Raw genomic sequence first — 15,153 nt, forward strand, 5'->3', positions numbered from 1 at the left:
TTAAACGACGCGAGGCCTTCGAATGGATACGATATTCGCCTTGGCCAGCGCACAAGGCAAAGCAGGGGTGGCGGTCATCCGCCTCTCTGGCCCGCAGGCTCATGCAGCCGCGGGCGCGCTGACTGGTTCCGATTTACCACCCAGGGGAATGCGGTTGCGTGAGTTGCACGCAAGTGATGGATCACGGTTGGACGATGGGCTGGTTTTGACTTTTGCAGCACCGGCAAGCTTTACCGGCGAGGATGTCACCGAACTGCAAATTCACGGAAGCACCGCTTCGGTCAATGCAGTGTTGCGCTGCCTGTCCGATATGAAAGACTTGCGAATGGCAGAGCCCGGTGAATTCACCCGCCGGGCATTGGAAAACGGCAAGATGGATCTGGCTCAGGTCGAAGGCCTTGCCGATCTGATCGATGCCGAAACCGAAGCGCAGAGAAAGCAGGCTCAGACCATTCTGGCAGGTGAGCTTGGGGATCTGGCCGAACGCTGGCGGCGGGATCTGATCCGGGCTGCCTCACTGTTGGAAGCAGTGATTGATTTTGCCGATGAAGAAGTGCCAACGGATGTATCACCCGAAGTTCGCGAATTGATTACAGGGGTAATGGGCGATCTGGAGCGTGAAGCACGCGGGGTAAAGATTGCGGAGCGTATTCGTACGGGCTTCGAAGTCGCGATTGTTGGGCTGCCGAACGCTGGAAAATCCACGCTTCTGAACGCTCTTGCAGGACGGGAAGCAGCTATTACGTCTGAATACGCCGGGACCACCCGAGATGTGATTGAAGTGCGAATGGATTTAGCCGGGCTCCCAGTTACCCTTCTGGATACTGCCGGATTGCGGGAAACCGAAGATCATGTCGAAGGATTAGGGATAGCGCTGGCCCGGAAACGCGCTGAAACAGCGGACCTGCGTGTGTTTCTGACAGATGATCCAACTGAGCTTGGGGTCGAGATGCAGCCAGGAGATGTGCAGGTATTACCTAAATCAGATCTCAGGGGCAGTGGTGAAAACGGGATCTCGGGAAAGACAGGGCAAGGGATTGATCAACTGATTTCCCAGATTTCGCGTGTTTTGTCTGACCGAACCACAAGCTCTGGTATTGCAACCCGGGAACGCCACCGCGTTGCAATGACAAAAGCGCTGGACGCGCTTAACCAGGTTATGACGGTTCTGGAATCAGGACCTGACCTGTATGATATTGCTGCCGAAGAGTTGCGCACAGCCATTCGGGCACTTGAATCTTTGGTTGGCAGAATAGATGTCGAGAATCTTCTGGATGAGATATTCTCCAGCTTCTGCCTTGGTAAGTAAGGAGTGTTTCACGTGAAACATTCACAATTCGACGTCATTGTTATTGGTGCAGGTCACGCCGGTGCAGAGGCCGCGCATGCTTCGGCCCGTATGGGAACTGTTACTGCTTTGGTAACTTTGTCGGAAACAGATATCGGTGTGATGTCCTGCAATCCGGCGATTGGCGGATTAGGTAAGGGGCATCTGGTGCGCGAGATTGATGCGCTGGATGGCGTCATGGGGCGTATTGCGGATCAGGCGGGTATACAGTTTCGTCTATTGAATCGTCGAAAGGGCCCTGCTGTTCAGGGGCCACGGGCACAGGCAGACCGAGCCCTGTATCGTGCGGCGATGCAAAGAGAAACGCGCAATCGAGAAAATCTTTCGGTGATTACCGGTGAAGTTGTTGATTTCCTGATGAATGGGAACCGTGTTTCAGGTGTGAAGCTTGCAGATGGTTCGGAAATCCCGGGAAAAACAGTAATTCTCACCTCGGGTACCTTTCTGCGCGGTGTTATTCATATCGGAGATGTATCTCGCCCCGGTGGTAGAATGGGCGATCGACCATCTGTAAAGCTGGCAGAGCGGCTTGATACTTATTCACTGCCCATGGCGCGCTTAAAGACAGGCACGCCTCCACGTCTGGATGGTCGGACAATCGATTGGTCAGATTTGGAAAGGCAGGATGGTGACGAAGAACCTACCTTGTTTTCGTTCCTTTCCAAAACCGTTGTTGCTCCACAGATTGCTTGTGGCATCACACATACGAACGCCAAGACACATGAAATAATCGAAAAGAACCTCTCGCGTTCGGCGATGTACGGTGGTCATATTGATGGGGTGGGGCCGAGATATTGTCCTTCGATCGAAGACAAGATCGTGCGATTTGCGGATAAGGATTCGCATCAGATCTTCCTTGAGCCAGAAGGGGTCAATGATCACACCATATATCCCAATGGGATCTCAACATCGCTCCCCCAAGATGTGCAGGTGGAATATGTCCAATCGATAAAGGGATTGGAGAAGGCCGAGATTCTTCAGCCGGGTTATGCCATCGAATATGACTACATCGATCCCCGTGTGTTAACTGCTTCGTTGTCTCTTCCGGAGATTCCTGGGCTATATCTTGCGGGTCAGATCAATGGAACCACAGGATATGAGGAAGCAGCAGCCCAAGGGCTTGTTGCTGGTCTTAACGCCGCGTTGGAGGTTCAAGGGAAAGATCCTGTTCATTTCACGCGTGCCGATAGCTATATTGGAGTGATGGTGGACGATCTGACCACCCGTGGAGTGGCGGAACCTTACCGTATGTTCACCTCGCGCGCCGAGTTTCGATTGTCGTTGCGCGCTGACAATGCAGATCAACGTTTGACGCCAATCGGGAATCAGATTGGTTGCATTGGAAGTGAACGGCAGACCTCATTCAACGATAAGATGGATAAGCTTGATAAAGCTAAGGGAAAGCTCACAGATCAAACCTATACGCCTAAAGAAATTCGCACAGCCGGAATTGAGGTTAATCAGGACGGGAACCGACGCGATGGGATGGCGATCTTGGCGTTTCCGAACGTAACCTTCGATGATCTGCTTCCTCTCGTTGAGGGATTGGGTGAAACCGAAGATGAAATTCGTCTGCAAGTAGAGCGGGATGCCTTATACGCAAACTACATTGCACGGCAGAAGCGCGATGTGGAAGCAATGAAGCGGGATGAATCGTATGTAATTCCACGTGATTTTGACTTCTTTGCTCTGGACGGTCTTTCCACTGAAATGAAGCAGAAGCTGTCCAATGCGAAGCCCGCAAACATAGCGCAGGCAGGGCGGGTTGAAGGTGTAACACCCGCAGCTTTGACGTTGGTTCTTGCTAAATTGCGGCGTGAACAGAAAGCGCTCAAGGCATGATCCCTGAAACCAATGCGGTTCTTAAGCGCTTAGATGTTTCACGTGAAACATTCGATCGTCTGTCGATTTACGTTGATCTGGTCGCTCGTTGGAACCCAAAGATCAACTTGGTATCGCGCAAAAGCCTGGAAGACATCTGGGATCGGCATATTCTGGATTCTGTTCAGGTCTTTCGTCTTGCAGACAAAGTTGGCCACTGGGTTGATCTGGGAAGTGGTGGGGGTTTCCCGGGAATGGTCTGCGCAATCATGGCAATTGAGACTTCACCTGAAACACGGTTCACATTTGTTGAAAGCGATCAAAGAAAATCCGCTTTTCTGAGAACTGTGTCTCGAGAATGCGGAGCTAATTGCAAAGTGATCTCCAAACGAATCGAAGTTGTTGAGCCATTGAATGCCGACATACTGTCTGCACGTGCGTTGGCGGATCTACGCCAGTTAATGTCCTTTTGTGACAGGCATTTAGGTGAAAATGGCACAGCCTTGTTCCCAAAGGGCGCAATCTGGAAAAAAGAGCTGTCAGACGCACGCGAGGAATGGAATTTCGAAGCGGAGCCTATTACAAGTTTAACTGAACCCCAGGCCGTTATCCTGAAGATCAAAGGAGTCTCACGTGGTTGATCTGTCTCGCCCTTCAGGGCCCCGGATTATCGCGGTTGCCAATCAAAAGGGTGGGGTGGGAAAGACAACGACGGCGATAAACCTGGCAGCGGGATTGGCCGAGGCAGGGTGCAAGGTTCTGGTGGTTGACCTGGATCCACAGGGAAATGCCTCGACAGGTTTAGGTGTCGAAGACCGGGATTGGACGACCTATGATCTGATTCTGGACGACGCCCCGTTGAAAGCGGTTGTTCAGGAAACCGAGATCGGTGGTCTTTATGTGGTTCCTGCAACCGTCGATCTCAGCTCAGCTGATATTGAGCTTATTTCCAATGAAAAGCGCAGCTATCTTTTGCACGATGCGCTCAGACAGACTGCAATAGATGAGTTCTCGTTCGACTTTGTTCTGATCGATTGTCCGCCTTCGCTGAATCTTCTCACTGTAAACGCAATGGTTGCGGCGCATTCCGTCCTTGTGCCACTGCAAAGTGAGTTCTTTGCTCTGGAGGGGTTGTCACAACTGATGCTGACAATTCGTGAGGTTCGGCAGACCGCAAATCCGGATCTCAGAATCGAAGGTGTTGTGTTGACCATGTATGACAACCGCAACAACTTGTCCCGTCAGGTTGAAAAGGACGCACGTGACAATCTGGGTGAGATGGTATTTAAAACCAAAATACCCAGAAATGTGCGGGTCAGCGAGGCGCCATCATATGCGCTTCCGGTTTTGCAATACGATTCCGGGTCCTTGGGCGCTATGGCTTACCGGCATCTGGCGCGCGAGATCATGCATAAAAATAACAAAGTGGCCGCCTGAGCGGCTGTCAGGAGGGCGAGTTGAGCGCCAAGAAAGGAAAACCCAGAGGTTTGGGGCGGGGGCTGTCCGCATTGATGGCGGATGTCACACAGGATGTTGAAGGCCGCGTTTCTGCTGAACCGCGCCGCCCGGACATGAAAGTTCCGATCGAAAAACTTCGCGCCAACCCAAATCAGCCGCGTCGCACTTTTGCCCCTGAACAACTGGATGAGCTAGCGGCATCGGTTAAGGAAAAGGGGATCATTCAGCCACTGATCGTGCGCGCCGTGAACGACAGCGAATACGAGATTGTTGCCGGCGAACGTCGCTGGCGCGCTGCGCAGATGGCGCAGTTGCACGATATCCCGGTAATTATACGCGAGTTTGACGATACCGAAGTACTGGAAGTCGCGATTATCGAGAACATCCAGCGTGCGGATCTCAACGCTGTTGAAGAAGCGGCAGGCTATAAGCAGCTGATGGATCGATTTGGCCATACGCAGGAAAAGCTGGCCGAGGCCTTGGGAAAAAGCCGAAGCCATATTGCCAATTTGCTGCGTTTGCTATCATTGCCGATTGATGTGCAAACCTTTGTAATCGAAGGGAAACTGTCTGCCGGTCATGCTCGGGCGTTAATTACGGCCGAAGATCCGTCGGAACTGGCAAAAATTGTTGTCCGTGACGGTTTGTCAGTGCGTGCAACCGAGGCTTTGGTGAAGAAGCAACAGCAAGGTGATGCAGATCGTCCTACGCCAAAGTCGCGGAACCTGAATGCGGGCAAGGATGCGGATACACGGGCATTGGAAAAGGACCTTTCTGCGATCCTGGCCATGAAGGTTGCGATTAATCACAAGGCGGGTACCGAGACAGGGCAGGTGGTTCTCACCTACGAAAACCTTGATCAGCTGGACGATCTTTGCGCGAAACTCAGCCGTTAGGCCGGGTCCAGATAAAGATCATCACGCCGCTCAGTACGACAGCTTGAATGATCAGAACATGTGACGGAACTGAGAAAATCAGAGACAACCCAAAGACAGCGGCGACCGATATGGTGGCCGCTTTTTTTGCGGCTGGTCGAATTGCCCCGGATTGCTGCCAATCTATGATCATGGGACCAAATGTTCTGTGGCTCAAAAGCCAGTTGTGCAGGCGGGACGATGAGCGCGCAAAAAAGAAAGCTGCCAGAAGGAGAAAGGGAACCGTTGGTAACAAGGGCAGCACTACACCGATTGCCGCCAGCGCAACGCAAAGCAATCCCAATCCTGCCCAAAGAAACTGCATGCTTTACCCCAATAGTTCCCGTATAACGGCATTCAGAACTGCGCGACCATCTTTTGTCGCCTTTATACGGTTATCTTCCTGGCGCAACATGCCAATCTCGCAAAGATTATCTAACTTGTCCTGATCGAGAGAGGTACCAGACAGTAGTTTGAATCGATCAACATCTAGACCTTCTGCAATTCTCAAACCCATCATGAGGTATTCATTGGCCTGATCCGAGCGACTGAGCTCTTCTCTATGGGATTCACCGGAACCTACTGAGACGGCATTTATCCATGTATTCGGGGACAGCTGCGTTTCAGTTGCGAGCTTGCGCCCTTGTGATGTGATGCGGCCATGGGCTCCGGGGCCAATTCCAACATAATCACCATAGCGCCAGTAGATCAGATTGTGCTGAGATTCCGCTCCGGGCCGAGCATGGTTCGAGACTTCGTAGGCAGGCATGCCGTGGTTTTCGCAGATTTCCTGAGTCGCAAGGTACATGTCGGCCGCGCTGTCATCCTCGGGCAGACCGCGTAGTTTTCCGATTGCATAGCGGTCACCGAACGCGGTGCCGTCTTCGATCGTCAACTGATAAAGGGACAGGTGGTCGACCGCCATCGATAGTGCTTCGTTCAATTCTGCGCGCCACGCCTCTACAGTTTGATGTTGGCGCGCATAGATCATGTCAAAGCTGACGCGATCAAAGCAATTCCGCGCGATGTCAAATGCTGCGCGCGCTTCAGCCACTGTGTGAATGCGGCCCAGCCGCCTCAGGTCTTCGTCGTTCAAAGCCTGAACACCCATGGATATGCGATTTACCCCGGCATCACGGTAGGCGGCAAAGCGACCAGCTTCGACTGATCCGGGATTGGCCTCAAGCGTGATTTCCATGTCGTTGGCAGGGCGCCACAAGGCCCGCGCTTCATCAATCACTGCTGCGACAGTTTCAGGGTTCATCAGAGACGGAGTGCCGCCGCCAAAGAAGATCGTATTCAAGACCCGGTCTGGCGTTTCATATGCCGAGCGTTTCAGCTCACTCAGATATGCATCAAGCCATTGTTTTTGATCAATTTTCTTTGATACATGACTGTTGAAGTCACAATAGGGGCACTTGGCCTCGCAAAAAGGCCAATGCACATACAGGCCAAAGCCCCCGTTGCGCCAATCATCCGCCAAAGCAGCCCTTCACGAACATCTCCACCGCGCGACCGCGATGGCTGATCTTGTTCTTTTCCCAGCGATCCATCTCGGCAAAGGTAATGTCGTATCCGTCAGGGACAAACATTGGGTCATAGCCGAACCCTTCGGAACCGCGGATCGGCCAGACAAGGTGGCCTGGCGCGACGCCTTCGAACACTTCATCATGACCATCGGGCCAGGCCAGAACCAGCGTGCTGCGGAATTGAGCGGTGCGCGGGTGCGGGGCGTCTTTGGCCTCCAATTCGTTATGCGCGCGGGTCATCGCCATCAGGAAATCACGGCCATTGCCGGTTTCTGCCCAGTCGGCAGTGTAAACACCCGGCGCGCCGTCCAGCGCGTCGATGGTAATCCCGGAATCATCCGACAGGGCAGGCAGGCCGGTGGCCTTGGCAGCGGCATGCGCTTTGATCCGGGCATTGCCAACGAATGTATCTTCGGTTTCCTCGGGTTCCGGCAGGTTCATCTCACCTGCGCCAACAACCGACACACCAAAAGGTTCGAGGAGATGAGTCATCTCCTCAAGTTTGCCTTTGTTATGCGTGGCAACCAGCAGCCTGTCCCCGTCGAACTTGCGGGTCATGCGGTGGCTGCCTTTTGGGCAGCGGCCAGCTCGGCAACGCCTTTTTCAGCCAGATCCATCAGCTGATCCATCTGTGCGCGGCTGAAGACGGAACCTTCGGCGCTCATCTGAACTTCGATCAGTTTGCCCGAACCGGTCATGATGAAATTGCCATCGACGCCGGCTTCGCTGTCTTCTGGGTAGTCCAGATCCAGCACCGGTTGGCCTGCATAGATACCGCAGGACACCGCTGCAACCGGATCGACCAGCGGGTCAGAGATCACGTCGCCAGCTTTCATCAGCTTGTTCACGGCCAGACGCAGCGCAACCCAACCGCCGGTGATCGAAGCGCAACGGGTGCCGCCATCGGCCTGGATCACATCGCAGTCCACAGTGATCTGACGCTCACCCAAGGCTACACGATCCACACCGGCGCGGAGGGAACGGCCGATCAAGCGCTGGATTTCCACGGTGCGACCACCTTGCTTGCCCGAGGCCGCCTCGCGCCGCATGCGGGTGTTGGTTGCACGGGGCAGCATGCCGTATTCGGCAGTGACCCAGCCCAGGCCTGAGCCTTTGATGAACGGTGGCACGCGATCCTCGATCGTGGCGGTGCACAGTACGTGGGTGTCGCCCATTTTGATCAGGCAGGAACCTTCGGCGTGTTTGGTGAACCCTGTTTCGATTGAAACCGGGCGCATTTCGCTTAAATCTCGTCCAGAGGGTCGCATGGAAAATCCTTTGTTTGCTGGGTTGGGGATAACGTCCCCGTGCCTTAGGATGCAACCCCGATTGACCTTTCATTTGCCTGCGATTTAATGCCGGTCCAGCAGGGGAAGACGCATGAGCGAAGCGCGCAAAATTCTGGACGAGATGAATGACCGGTCACGCGAGGTGTTCCGGCTGATCGTCGAGAGCTATCTGGACAGTGGAGAACCGGTTGGCAGCCGTACGCTGACCCGCACCTTGTCGGAGAAGGTCAGCGCCGCGACCGTGCGCAACGTGATGCAGGATCTGGAGTTTCTTGGTTTGCTTGACAGCCCTCATGTCAGTGCAGGGCGGATTCCGACACAACAAGGGTTGCGGATGTTCGTGGATGGCTTGCTGGAAGTGGGTGATCTGGGCGCAGATGATCGGCAGAAGCTGGACGAAACATTAGGCTCTAATGCTGGCGATGTGGGCGGAATGCTGGATCGTGTCGGTTCGGCTTTGTCACACGTGACACACGGCGCATCGCTGGTTCTGACGCCCAAACATGAATCCGAGATCAAGCATATCGAATTCGTTTCATTGGCCCACGACCGCGCTTTGGTGGTTTTGGTCTTTGCCGATGGGCATGTTGAAAATCGCCTGTTCACGCCTCCTCCGGGACAGACGCCCAGTTCGATGCGCGAAGCGGCGAACTTCCTGAACGCGCTGATCGAAGGACGCACGCTCAGTGAAGTGCGGCGTCAGATGCAGTCCCAGATCACAGCGCGCCGGCAAGAAATCGACGTGCTTGCGCGCGAAATGGTGGAAAGTGGCATGGCCGCTTGGGATGGGGACGGCACCGACTCAGCCCGTTTGATCGTGCGCGGACGGGCGAATCTGCTGGGAGAACCCGGCGAAGCCGAAGAGTTGGACCGAATCCGAACGCTGTTTGATGACCTCGAGCGCAAGCAGGACATCGCTGAATTCCTCGAATTGACCGAAGAAGGCGAGGGTGTGCGCATTTTTATCGGGTCTGAGAACAAACTTTTCTCACTTTCGGGTTCCTCTTTGGTGGTGTCTCCATATATGAACGCTGATCGAAAGATAATCGGTGCGGTCGGGGTCATCGGGCCCACGCGTCTGAATTATGGACGGATCGTGCCGATCGTGGATTATACGGCGCAACTGGTCGGCAAACTGATTTCCGACCGGAGCTAGAGGGTAAGAGATGGCAGAGCCCAAGAACGAAGATTTTCTGGACGATATCGCAACCGCCGAGGCGGAAGAGCTGGCCGAGGAATTTGCCGAGATCAGCGAAGAGGCGCTGGAAATTGATGCGCTGCGTGCTGAGCGGGACGATTTCAAGGACAAGTTCATGCGTGCACTGGCGGATGCCGAAAACGCGCGCAAGCGTGGCGACAAGGCCCGTCGGGATGCTGAACAGTACGGCGGATCGAAACTGGCCCGCGACATGCTGCCGGTTTACGACAACATGAAACGTGCGCTCGAGGCGGCAACCGACGAGCAGAAAGAAGTGGCAGGCCCGCTTCTGGAAGGCGTCGAGCTGACCATGCGCGCGTTGAAGGACGTATTCCAAAAGCACGGGATCGAAGTGATCACGCCCGAAGTTGGTGACCGGTTCGATCCGAATGTGCATGAGGCGATGTTTGAAGCTCCAGTGCCCGGCACCCGTGCTGGTGACATCATTCAGGTTTCGGCCGAAGGCTTCATGCTGCACGACCGCCTGCTGCGCCCGGCGCAGGTTGGGGTATCTTCGACCCCGGCAAGCTGAACGATTTCAGTTCAAACGAATATTGAGGCGGTCAGGTTCTGGCCGCCTCTTTCAGTTTGTAGATCAGATCCAATGCCTCACGTGGGGTCAACTCGTCCGGAAGGATTTCATCGAGCATGTCGGTGACAGGTGATGCCTTGGGCGCAGGTGGTGGCGGAGGGGGCGCAGCCGAAAACAAAGGCAGGTCGTCGATCAGGGCTTTTTGCTTACCGCCTTCGCGTTCGGTTTTTTCCAGCTGATCCAGGACGATACGGGCGCGTTCGACCACAGATGCCGGCAGTCCGGCCAATTGGGCAACCTGTACACCATAGGATCTGTCTGCCGCGCCCTTGTGGACCTCGTGCAGAAAAATGACCTCACCTTCCCATTCTTTCACTGCGACAGTGGCGTTTTCGACACCTTCCAGTTTTCCGGCCAACGCGGTCAGTTCGTGATAATGCGTGGCAAACAGAGCCCGGCATTTGTTTGAGGCGTGAAGATGTTCCAGCGTGGCCCAGGCGATGGACAATCCGTCATAGGTGGCGGTGCCACGGCCGATCTCATCCAGAATGACGAGGGCACGATCATCCGCCTGATTGAGGATGGCAGCGGTCTCAACCATTTCGACCATAAAGGTCGAGCGCCCGCGCGCCAGATCATCCGACGCTCCGACGCGGCTGAACAACTGGCTGACAAGGCCGATATGCGCCCGCTCGGCCGGGACGTAGCTGCCCATCTGGGCCAGCAGGGCGATCAGCGCATTCTGACGTAGGAACGTCGATTTACCGGCCATGTTGGGACCGGTCAGCAGCCAGATCGCCGCGCCATCGTTGGCGCTGAGATCGCAGTCATTGGCGATGAAGGCGTCGCCGCTTTGCTGGCGCAGGGCGTGTTCGACGACCGGATGTCTGCCACCCTGAACATCGAATGCGCGCGAGGCGTCGACTCGTGGGCGGCACCAGTTTTCTCCACGCGACAGATCGGCCAGAGCAGTGGTCAGATCCAGTTCGGCCAGCCCGCGTGCGGCTTGGTTCAGGCGGGCGGCTTTTCCCAGAATTTCATCAGAAAGCCTTTGATAGAGCCGCTTTTCGATCTCCAGCGCCAGATTTCCGGCGTTCAGAATGCGGGTTTCGATTTCCGAAAGCTCGACAGTAGTGAACCGCACCTGATTGGCTGTGGTCTGGCGGTGGATGTAGGTTTCGCTGAACGGTGGGTTCAGCATTTTCTCGGCATGGGTGGCCGTAGTTTCAATGAAATAACCCAGCACGTTGTTGTGCTTGATCTTCAGAGACGTGATACCGGTATGTTCCGCATATTTCTGCTGAAACCCTGCGATGACCGAGCGGCCTTCGTCGCGCAGGGTGCGGGCTTCGTCCAGCTCTGTGTCATACCCCGGTGCGATGAACCCTCCGTCCCGGGCCAGCAGCGGGGGTTCTGCTACAAGGGCGTCATCGAGCAGGTTCAGTAGGTCATCAAAACCAACCAGATTTTGCAACGCGGTCGCCAGAAGGACGGGTAAGTCCTGATCCGCACAAAGCCCGGCAATCGCTGATGCCTGTGTCAGGCCGTTTCGAATGGCGGCCAGATCACGGGGCCCGCCGCGATCCAGAGACAGGCGGGACAGGGCGCGGTCCAGATCAGGGGTTTTGCGCAACGCCTCGCGCAAGTCCGATGCAATCAAACTGTCTTCGACCGCAAAACTCACCGCATCCAACCGTCCATGGACGACGTCCAGATTGCGGGAGGGGCTGGAAAGGCGTTGCTCCAACAGTCGAGCGCCACCAGGTGTCACTGTGCGATCCACCACGGACAGCAGTGAGCCAACGCGGCCGCCGGACAGGGAGCGAGTCAGTTCCAGATTGCGTCGAGTTGCAGCGTCGATCTGAACAACGCGGTCTTCGGATTCCTTGAGCGGGGTCTGCAGCAGCGGTAGTTTGCCCTTTTGAGTGATCTCCAGATAGTCGATCAACGCACCCATGGCCGAGATTTCGGCGCGTCCAAAGCTGCCGAACGCGTCCAGAGCGCCCACATGGAACAAGCCGCAGATGCGTTTTTCCGCCGCAGTGCTGTCGAAACTGGCACGCCCGATGGGCGTCAGAGAGATACCAAGATCGCGAACAGGCTCATTCAGCTTTTCCTGTGCTCCGTCGGCGACGATCAGTTCGGACGGCGCCAGCCGTGCCAGCTCGGGGCTAAGACGCACGGACGTCAATGGCATCACGTGAAACGCCCCGGTCGAGATATCGGCCCAGGCCAGTGCAGCCTCATCCCGGACCTCGGCATATGCGGCAAGGAAGTTGTGGCGGCGGGCTTCCAACAGCGCGTCTTCTGTCAGTGTGCCGGGCGTCACCAGACGCACGACATCGCGCTTTACCACCGATTTAGAGCCTCTTTTCTTCGCCTCAGCCGGGCTTTCCATTTGCTCGCAGACGGCGACACGAAACCCTTTGCGGATCAGTGTCAGCAAATAGCCTTCGGCCGCGTGCACCGGGACGCCACACATCGGAATGTCAGTTCCATTGTGCTTTCCACGTTTGGTCAGGGCGATGTCCAGCGCCTCGGCGGCATTAACGGCGTCCTCAAAAAACATCTCGTAAAAGTCACCCATGCGGTAAAACAGCAGGGCGTCGGCGTGGGCCTCTTTGATCTCGAGATATTGCGCCATCATCGGCGTGACTGTGGACAAGGCTGACCCCTTCTGGCGTATTCCGGTCGCGACCTTACAAATCCCCCACCCGCGACGAAAGGTGAAAAGTATTCTCGTTGAGGCGCGCCTCTTGCTGCGCTATGAGGCGAAAGCCCAACAGATGTAAGGAAACGACCTATCTCATGCCCAAAGCGAAGATCACTAAAGAGGAGGCGCTGGCCTTTCACCTTGAACCAACCCCCGGCAAGTGGGAGGTTCAAGCCACCGTCCCGATGACCACTCAGCGTGATCTGTCGTTGGCCTACAGCCCCGGCGTGGCTGTTCCATGTGAAGCAATCGCGGAATCCCCGGAAACAGCCTACGACTATACCAACAAGGGCAATCTGGTTGCTGTGATTTCAAACGGCACAGCGGTTTTAGGTCTTGGCAATCTGGGTGCGCTGGGCTCGAAACCGGTGATGGAGGGCAAGTCAGTCCTGTTCAAACGGTTCGCCGATGTGAACTCGATCGATATCGAACTGGATACCGAAGACCCGGATGAGTTTTGTCGTGCCGTGCGCCTGATGGGGCCGACCTTTGGTGGCATTAATCTTGAAGATATCAAAGCGCCCGAGTGTTTCATCATTGAACAGCGCCTGAAGGAAGAGATGGATATCCCTGTCTTCCACGATGATCAGCACGGCACGGCGGTGATCTGTGCGGCGGGTCTGCTGAATGCGCTGCACATTTCAGGCAAAAAGATCGAAGATGTAAAGATAGTCCTGAATGGCGCGGGTGCGGCAGGTATCGCCTGTATCGAGCTGCTCAAGTCGATGGGCGCACGGCATGAGAACTGCATCGTCTGTGACACCAAAGGTGTAATCTATCAGGGCCGCACCGAGGGTATGAACCAGTGGAAATCGGCGCATGCCATCACCACGGATCTACGCACTCTGGAAGAGGCCATGAAAGGTGCGGACGTCTTCCTTGGCGTGTCGGTTAAGGGCGCTGTGACGCAGGATATGGTCGCGTCAATGGCGGATAATCCGGTGATTTTTGCGATGGCGAACCCGGATCCCGAGATCACGCCGGAAGAGGCGCATGAGGTGCGGGTCGATGCGATCGTCGCCACCGGGCGCAGCGACTATCCGAACCAGGTGAATAACGTTCTGGGTTTCCCTTACCTATTCCGTGGTGCGCTGGACATTCACGCCCGTGCCATCAATGATGAGATGAAGATCGCTTGCGCCCACGCGTTGGCGCGTTTGGCGCGCGAAGATGTGCCGGATGAAGTTGCCATGGCCTATGGAAAATCGCTGACCTTTGGCCGCGACTACATCATTCCGACGCCATTTGACCCGCGCCTGATCCACCGTATCCCACCAGCTGTTGCCAAGGCCGGTATGGATACTGGCGCAGCCCGTCGTCCGATCATCGACATGGACGCCTATGAGCTGAGCCTGAAATCCCGCATGGACCCGACTGCCAGCATCCTGCGCGGCCTGAACGCGCGTGCCCGCGCAGCGCAAAGCCGCATGATCTTTGCCGAGGGCGATGATCCGCGCGTTCTGCGTGCAGCGGTCATGTATCAGCGCTCGGGTTTCGGAAAGGCGCTTGTTGTTGGTCGTCCCGATGACGTCAAAATCAAGCTTGAGGCTGCAGGTCTCGGTGATGCTGTTCGCGAGCTGGAGGTGGTGAACGCCGCCAACACCATGCACCTCGATGCCTATAAGGAGTTCCTCTATAAACGTCTGCAGCGTAAGGGATTTGACCGGAAGGATATCCACCGTCTGGCCGCGCGCGACCGGCACGTGTTCTCATCTTTGATGCTGGCTCATGGGCATGGCGATGGTCTCGTTACGGGCGCAACCCGGAAATCAGCGCATGTGTTGGATCGGATCAATCACGTCTTTGACGCGGATGCGGCCCATGGCGCTGCTGGTGTCACCGCATTGCTGCACAAGGGCCGGATCGTCCTGATGGGCGATACGCTGGTTCACGAATGGCCGGATGAGAACGATCTGGCCAATATCGCTGAGCGCGCAGCAGCTGTTGCCCGCCATATGGGCTTGGAGCCGCGCGTTGCTTTCGTCAGCTTTTCGACCTTTGGCTACCCGGTCTCGGAGCGTGCAGAAAAAATGCATGTCGCCCCCGAAGTTCTGGACGGGCGCGGCGTGGATTTCGAATACGAAGGCGAGATGACCGTCGACGTTGCCCTGAACATGGATCAGCAAGAGGCTTACCCGTTCTCACGCTTGACCGGTCCTGCGAACATTCTGATCGTCCCCGCACGGCACTCGGCCAGCATCTCGACCAAGCTGATGCAGGAAATGGGTGGCGCGACCGTGATCGGTCCGATCCTGTCGGGTGTCGATAAACCGATCCAGATCTGTTCAACCGTTTCGACTGCAAACGACATCCTGAACATGGCCATCCTGGCCTCTTGCGATATCGGATAA

Annotated in this window: 13 protein-coding genes; 8 read left to right on the forward strand and 5 right to left on the reverse strand. The window is 55.7% G+C overall.

All coding sequences use genetic code 11. From position 1 onward, the window contains the following. Positions 1-22 precede the first annotated feature (22 nt). From mnmE to ACR0IO_RS20280, 5 genes are read left to right on the forward strand one after another with little or no spacing between them, the layout of a single operon-like run. Entirely contained in the window at positions 23-1,309 is a 1,287-nt protein-coding gene (gene mnmE, locus ACR0IO_RS20260; protein WP_480744129.1) for a tRNA uridine-5-carboxymethylaminomethyl(34) synthesis GTPase MnmE, read from the forward strand. A gap of 12 nt (positions 1,310-1,321) precedes the next feature. Then, positions 1,322-3,190, forward strand: a complete 1,869-nt coding sequence (mnmG, locus tag ACR0IO_RS20265; RefSeq protein WP_480744131.1) for a tRNA uridine-5-carboxymethylaminomethyl(34) synthesis enzyme MnmG — start codon at positions 1,322-1,324, stop codon at positions 3,188-3,190. Further along, positions 3,187-3,810 (forward strand): 16S rRNA (guanine(527)-N(7))-methyltransferase RsmG, encoded by a 624-nt coding sequence (gene rsmG, locus ACR0IO_RS20270; protein WP_480744133.1) that lies wholly within the window; start codon positions 3,187-3,189, stop codon positions 3,808-3,810. Before mnmG ends, rsmG begins: the two co-directional genes overlap by 4 nt. After that, the gene (locus ACR0IO_RS20275; RefSeq protein WP_480744136.1) at positions 3,803-4,606 is read left to right on the forward strand and encodes a ParA family protein; all 804 of its coding nucleotides are present in this window, start codon (positions 3,803-3,805) and stop codon (positions 4,604-4,606) included. Before rsmG ends, ACR0IO_RS20275 begins: the two co-directional genes overlap by 8 nt. Positions 4,607-4,626: 20 nt before the next feature. Beyond that, a complete protein-coding gene (locus tag ACR0IO_RS20280) occupies positions 4,627-5,523 on the forward strand; it encodes a ParB/RepB/Spo0J family partition protein (RefSeq protein WP_480744138.1) in 897 nt (298 codons plus the stop codon). On the opposite strand, the gene ACR0IO_RS20285 is transcribed toward ACR0IO_RS20280, so the two are convergent. From ACR0IO_RS20285 to rph, 4 genes are read right to left on the reverse strand one after another with little or no spacing between them, the layout of a single operon-like run. Beyond that, entirely contained in the window at positions 5,513-5,866 is a 354-nt protein-coding gene (locus tag ACR0IO_RS20285; RefSeq protein ID WP_155144155.1) for a YbaN family protein, read from the reverse strand. The two genes, ACR0IO_RS20280 and ACR0IO_RS20285, sit on opposite strands and share 11 nt — an antisense overlap. A 3-nt stretch (positions 5,867-5,869) precedes the next feature. Next, positions 5,870-7,024 (reverse strand): radical SAM family heme chaperone HemW, encoded by a 1,155-nt coding sequence (hemW, locus tag ACR0IO_RS20290; RefSeq protein ID WP_480744143.1) that lies wholly within the window; start codon positions 7,022-7,024, stop codon positions 5,870-5,872. Next, a complete protein-coding gene (gene rdgB, locus ACR0IO_RS20295) occupies positions 7,014-7,628 on the reverse strand; it encodes an RdgB/HAM1 family non-canonical purine NTP pyrophosphatase (RefSeq protein WP_480744146.1) in 615 nt (204 codons plus the stop codon). The genes hemW and rdgB overlap by 11 nt, the downstream gene beginning before the upstream one ends. After that, positions 7,625-8,338: a ribonuclease PH gene (gene rph, locus ACR0IO_RS20300; protein ID WP_480744148.1), complete on the reverse strand. Its 714-nt coding sequence runs from the start codon at positions 8,336-8,338 to the stop codon at positions 7,625-7,627. Before rph ends, rdgB begins: the two co-directional genes overlap by 4 nt. A 112-nt stretch (positions 8,339-8,450) precedes the next feature. Between rph and hrcA the strand changes: the two genes are divergently transcribed. Both hrcA and ACR0IO_RS20310 read left to right on the forward strand, forming a co-directional pair. Then, positions 8,451-9,515, forward strand: coding sequence for a heat-inducible transcriptional repressor HrcA (gene hrcA / locus ACR0IO_RS20305; RefSeq protein WP_155144163.1), 1,065 nt, complete (start codon positions 8,451-8,453; stop codon positions 9,513-9,515). A 10-nt stretch (positions 9,516-9,525) separates the two neighbouring features. Next, entirely contained in the window at positions 9,526-10,089 is a 564-nt protein-coding gene (locus ACR0IO_RS20310) for a nucleotide exchange factor GrpE (RefSeq protein WP_155144165.1), read from the forward strand. A 31-nt stretch (positions 10,090-10,120) separates the two neighbouring features. Here ACR0IO_RS20310 and mutS read toward each other — a convergent pair whose 3' ends face one another. Next, complete coding sequence (gene mutS, locus ACR0IO_RS20315; RefSeq protein ID WP_480744291.1) at positions 10,121-12,736, reverse strand: DNA mismatch repair protein MutS; 2,616 nt, start codon at positions 12,734-12,736, stop codon at positions 10,121-10,123. 161 nt (positions 12,737-12,897) lie between these two features. Between mutS and ACR0IO_RS20320 the strand changes: the two genes are divergently transcribed. Then, positions 12,898-15,153 (forward strand): NADP-dependent malic enzyme, encoded by a 2,256-nt coding sequence (locus ACR0IO_RS20320; protein WP_155144167.1) that lies wholly within the window; start codon positions 12,898-12,900, stop codon positions 15,151-15,153.

The organism is Ruegeria sp. CE12 (assembly GCF_056537525.1).

Bases quoted from the DNA above. Each gene is read 5' to 3' on its own strand.
- mnmE (WP_480744129.1), top strand. From the start codon at position 23: ATGGATACGATATTCGCCTTGGCCAGCGCACAAGGCAAAGCAGGGGTG.
- rsmG (WP_480744133.1), top strand. From the start codon at position 3,187: ATGATCCCTGAAACCAATGCGGTTCTTAAGCGCTTAGATGTTTCACGT.
- ACR0IO_RS20285 (WP_155144155.1), bottom strand. From the start codon at position 5,866: ATGCAGTTTCTTTGGGCAGGATTGGGATTGCTTTGCGTTGCGCTGGCG.
- rdgB (WP_480744146.1), bottom strand. From the start codon at position 7,628: ATGACCCGCAAGTTCGACGGGGACAGGCTGCTGGTTGCCACGCATAAC.
- rph (WP_480744148.1), bottom strand. From the start codon at position 8,338: ATGCGACCCTCTGGACGAGATTTAAGCGAAATGCGCCCGGTTTCAATC.
- hrcA (WP_155144163.1), top strand. From the start codon at position 8,451: ATGAGCGAAGCGCGCAAAATTCTGGACGAGATGAATGACCGGTCACGC.
- ACR0IO_RS20310 (WP_155144165.1), top strand. From the start codon at position 9,526: ATGGCAGAGCCCAAGAACGAAGATTTTCTGGACGATATCGCAACCGCC.
- mutS (WP_480744291.1), bottom strand. From the start codon at position 12,736: ATGATGGCGCAATATCTCGAGATCAAAGAGGCCCACGCCGACGCCCTG.
- ACR0IO_RS20320 (WP_155144167.1), top strand. From the start codon at position 12,898: ATGCCCAAAGCGAAGATCACTAAAGAGGAGGCGCTGGCCTTTCACCTT.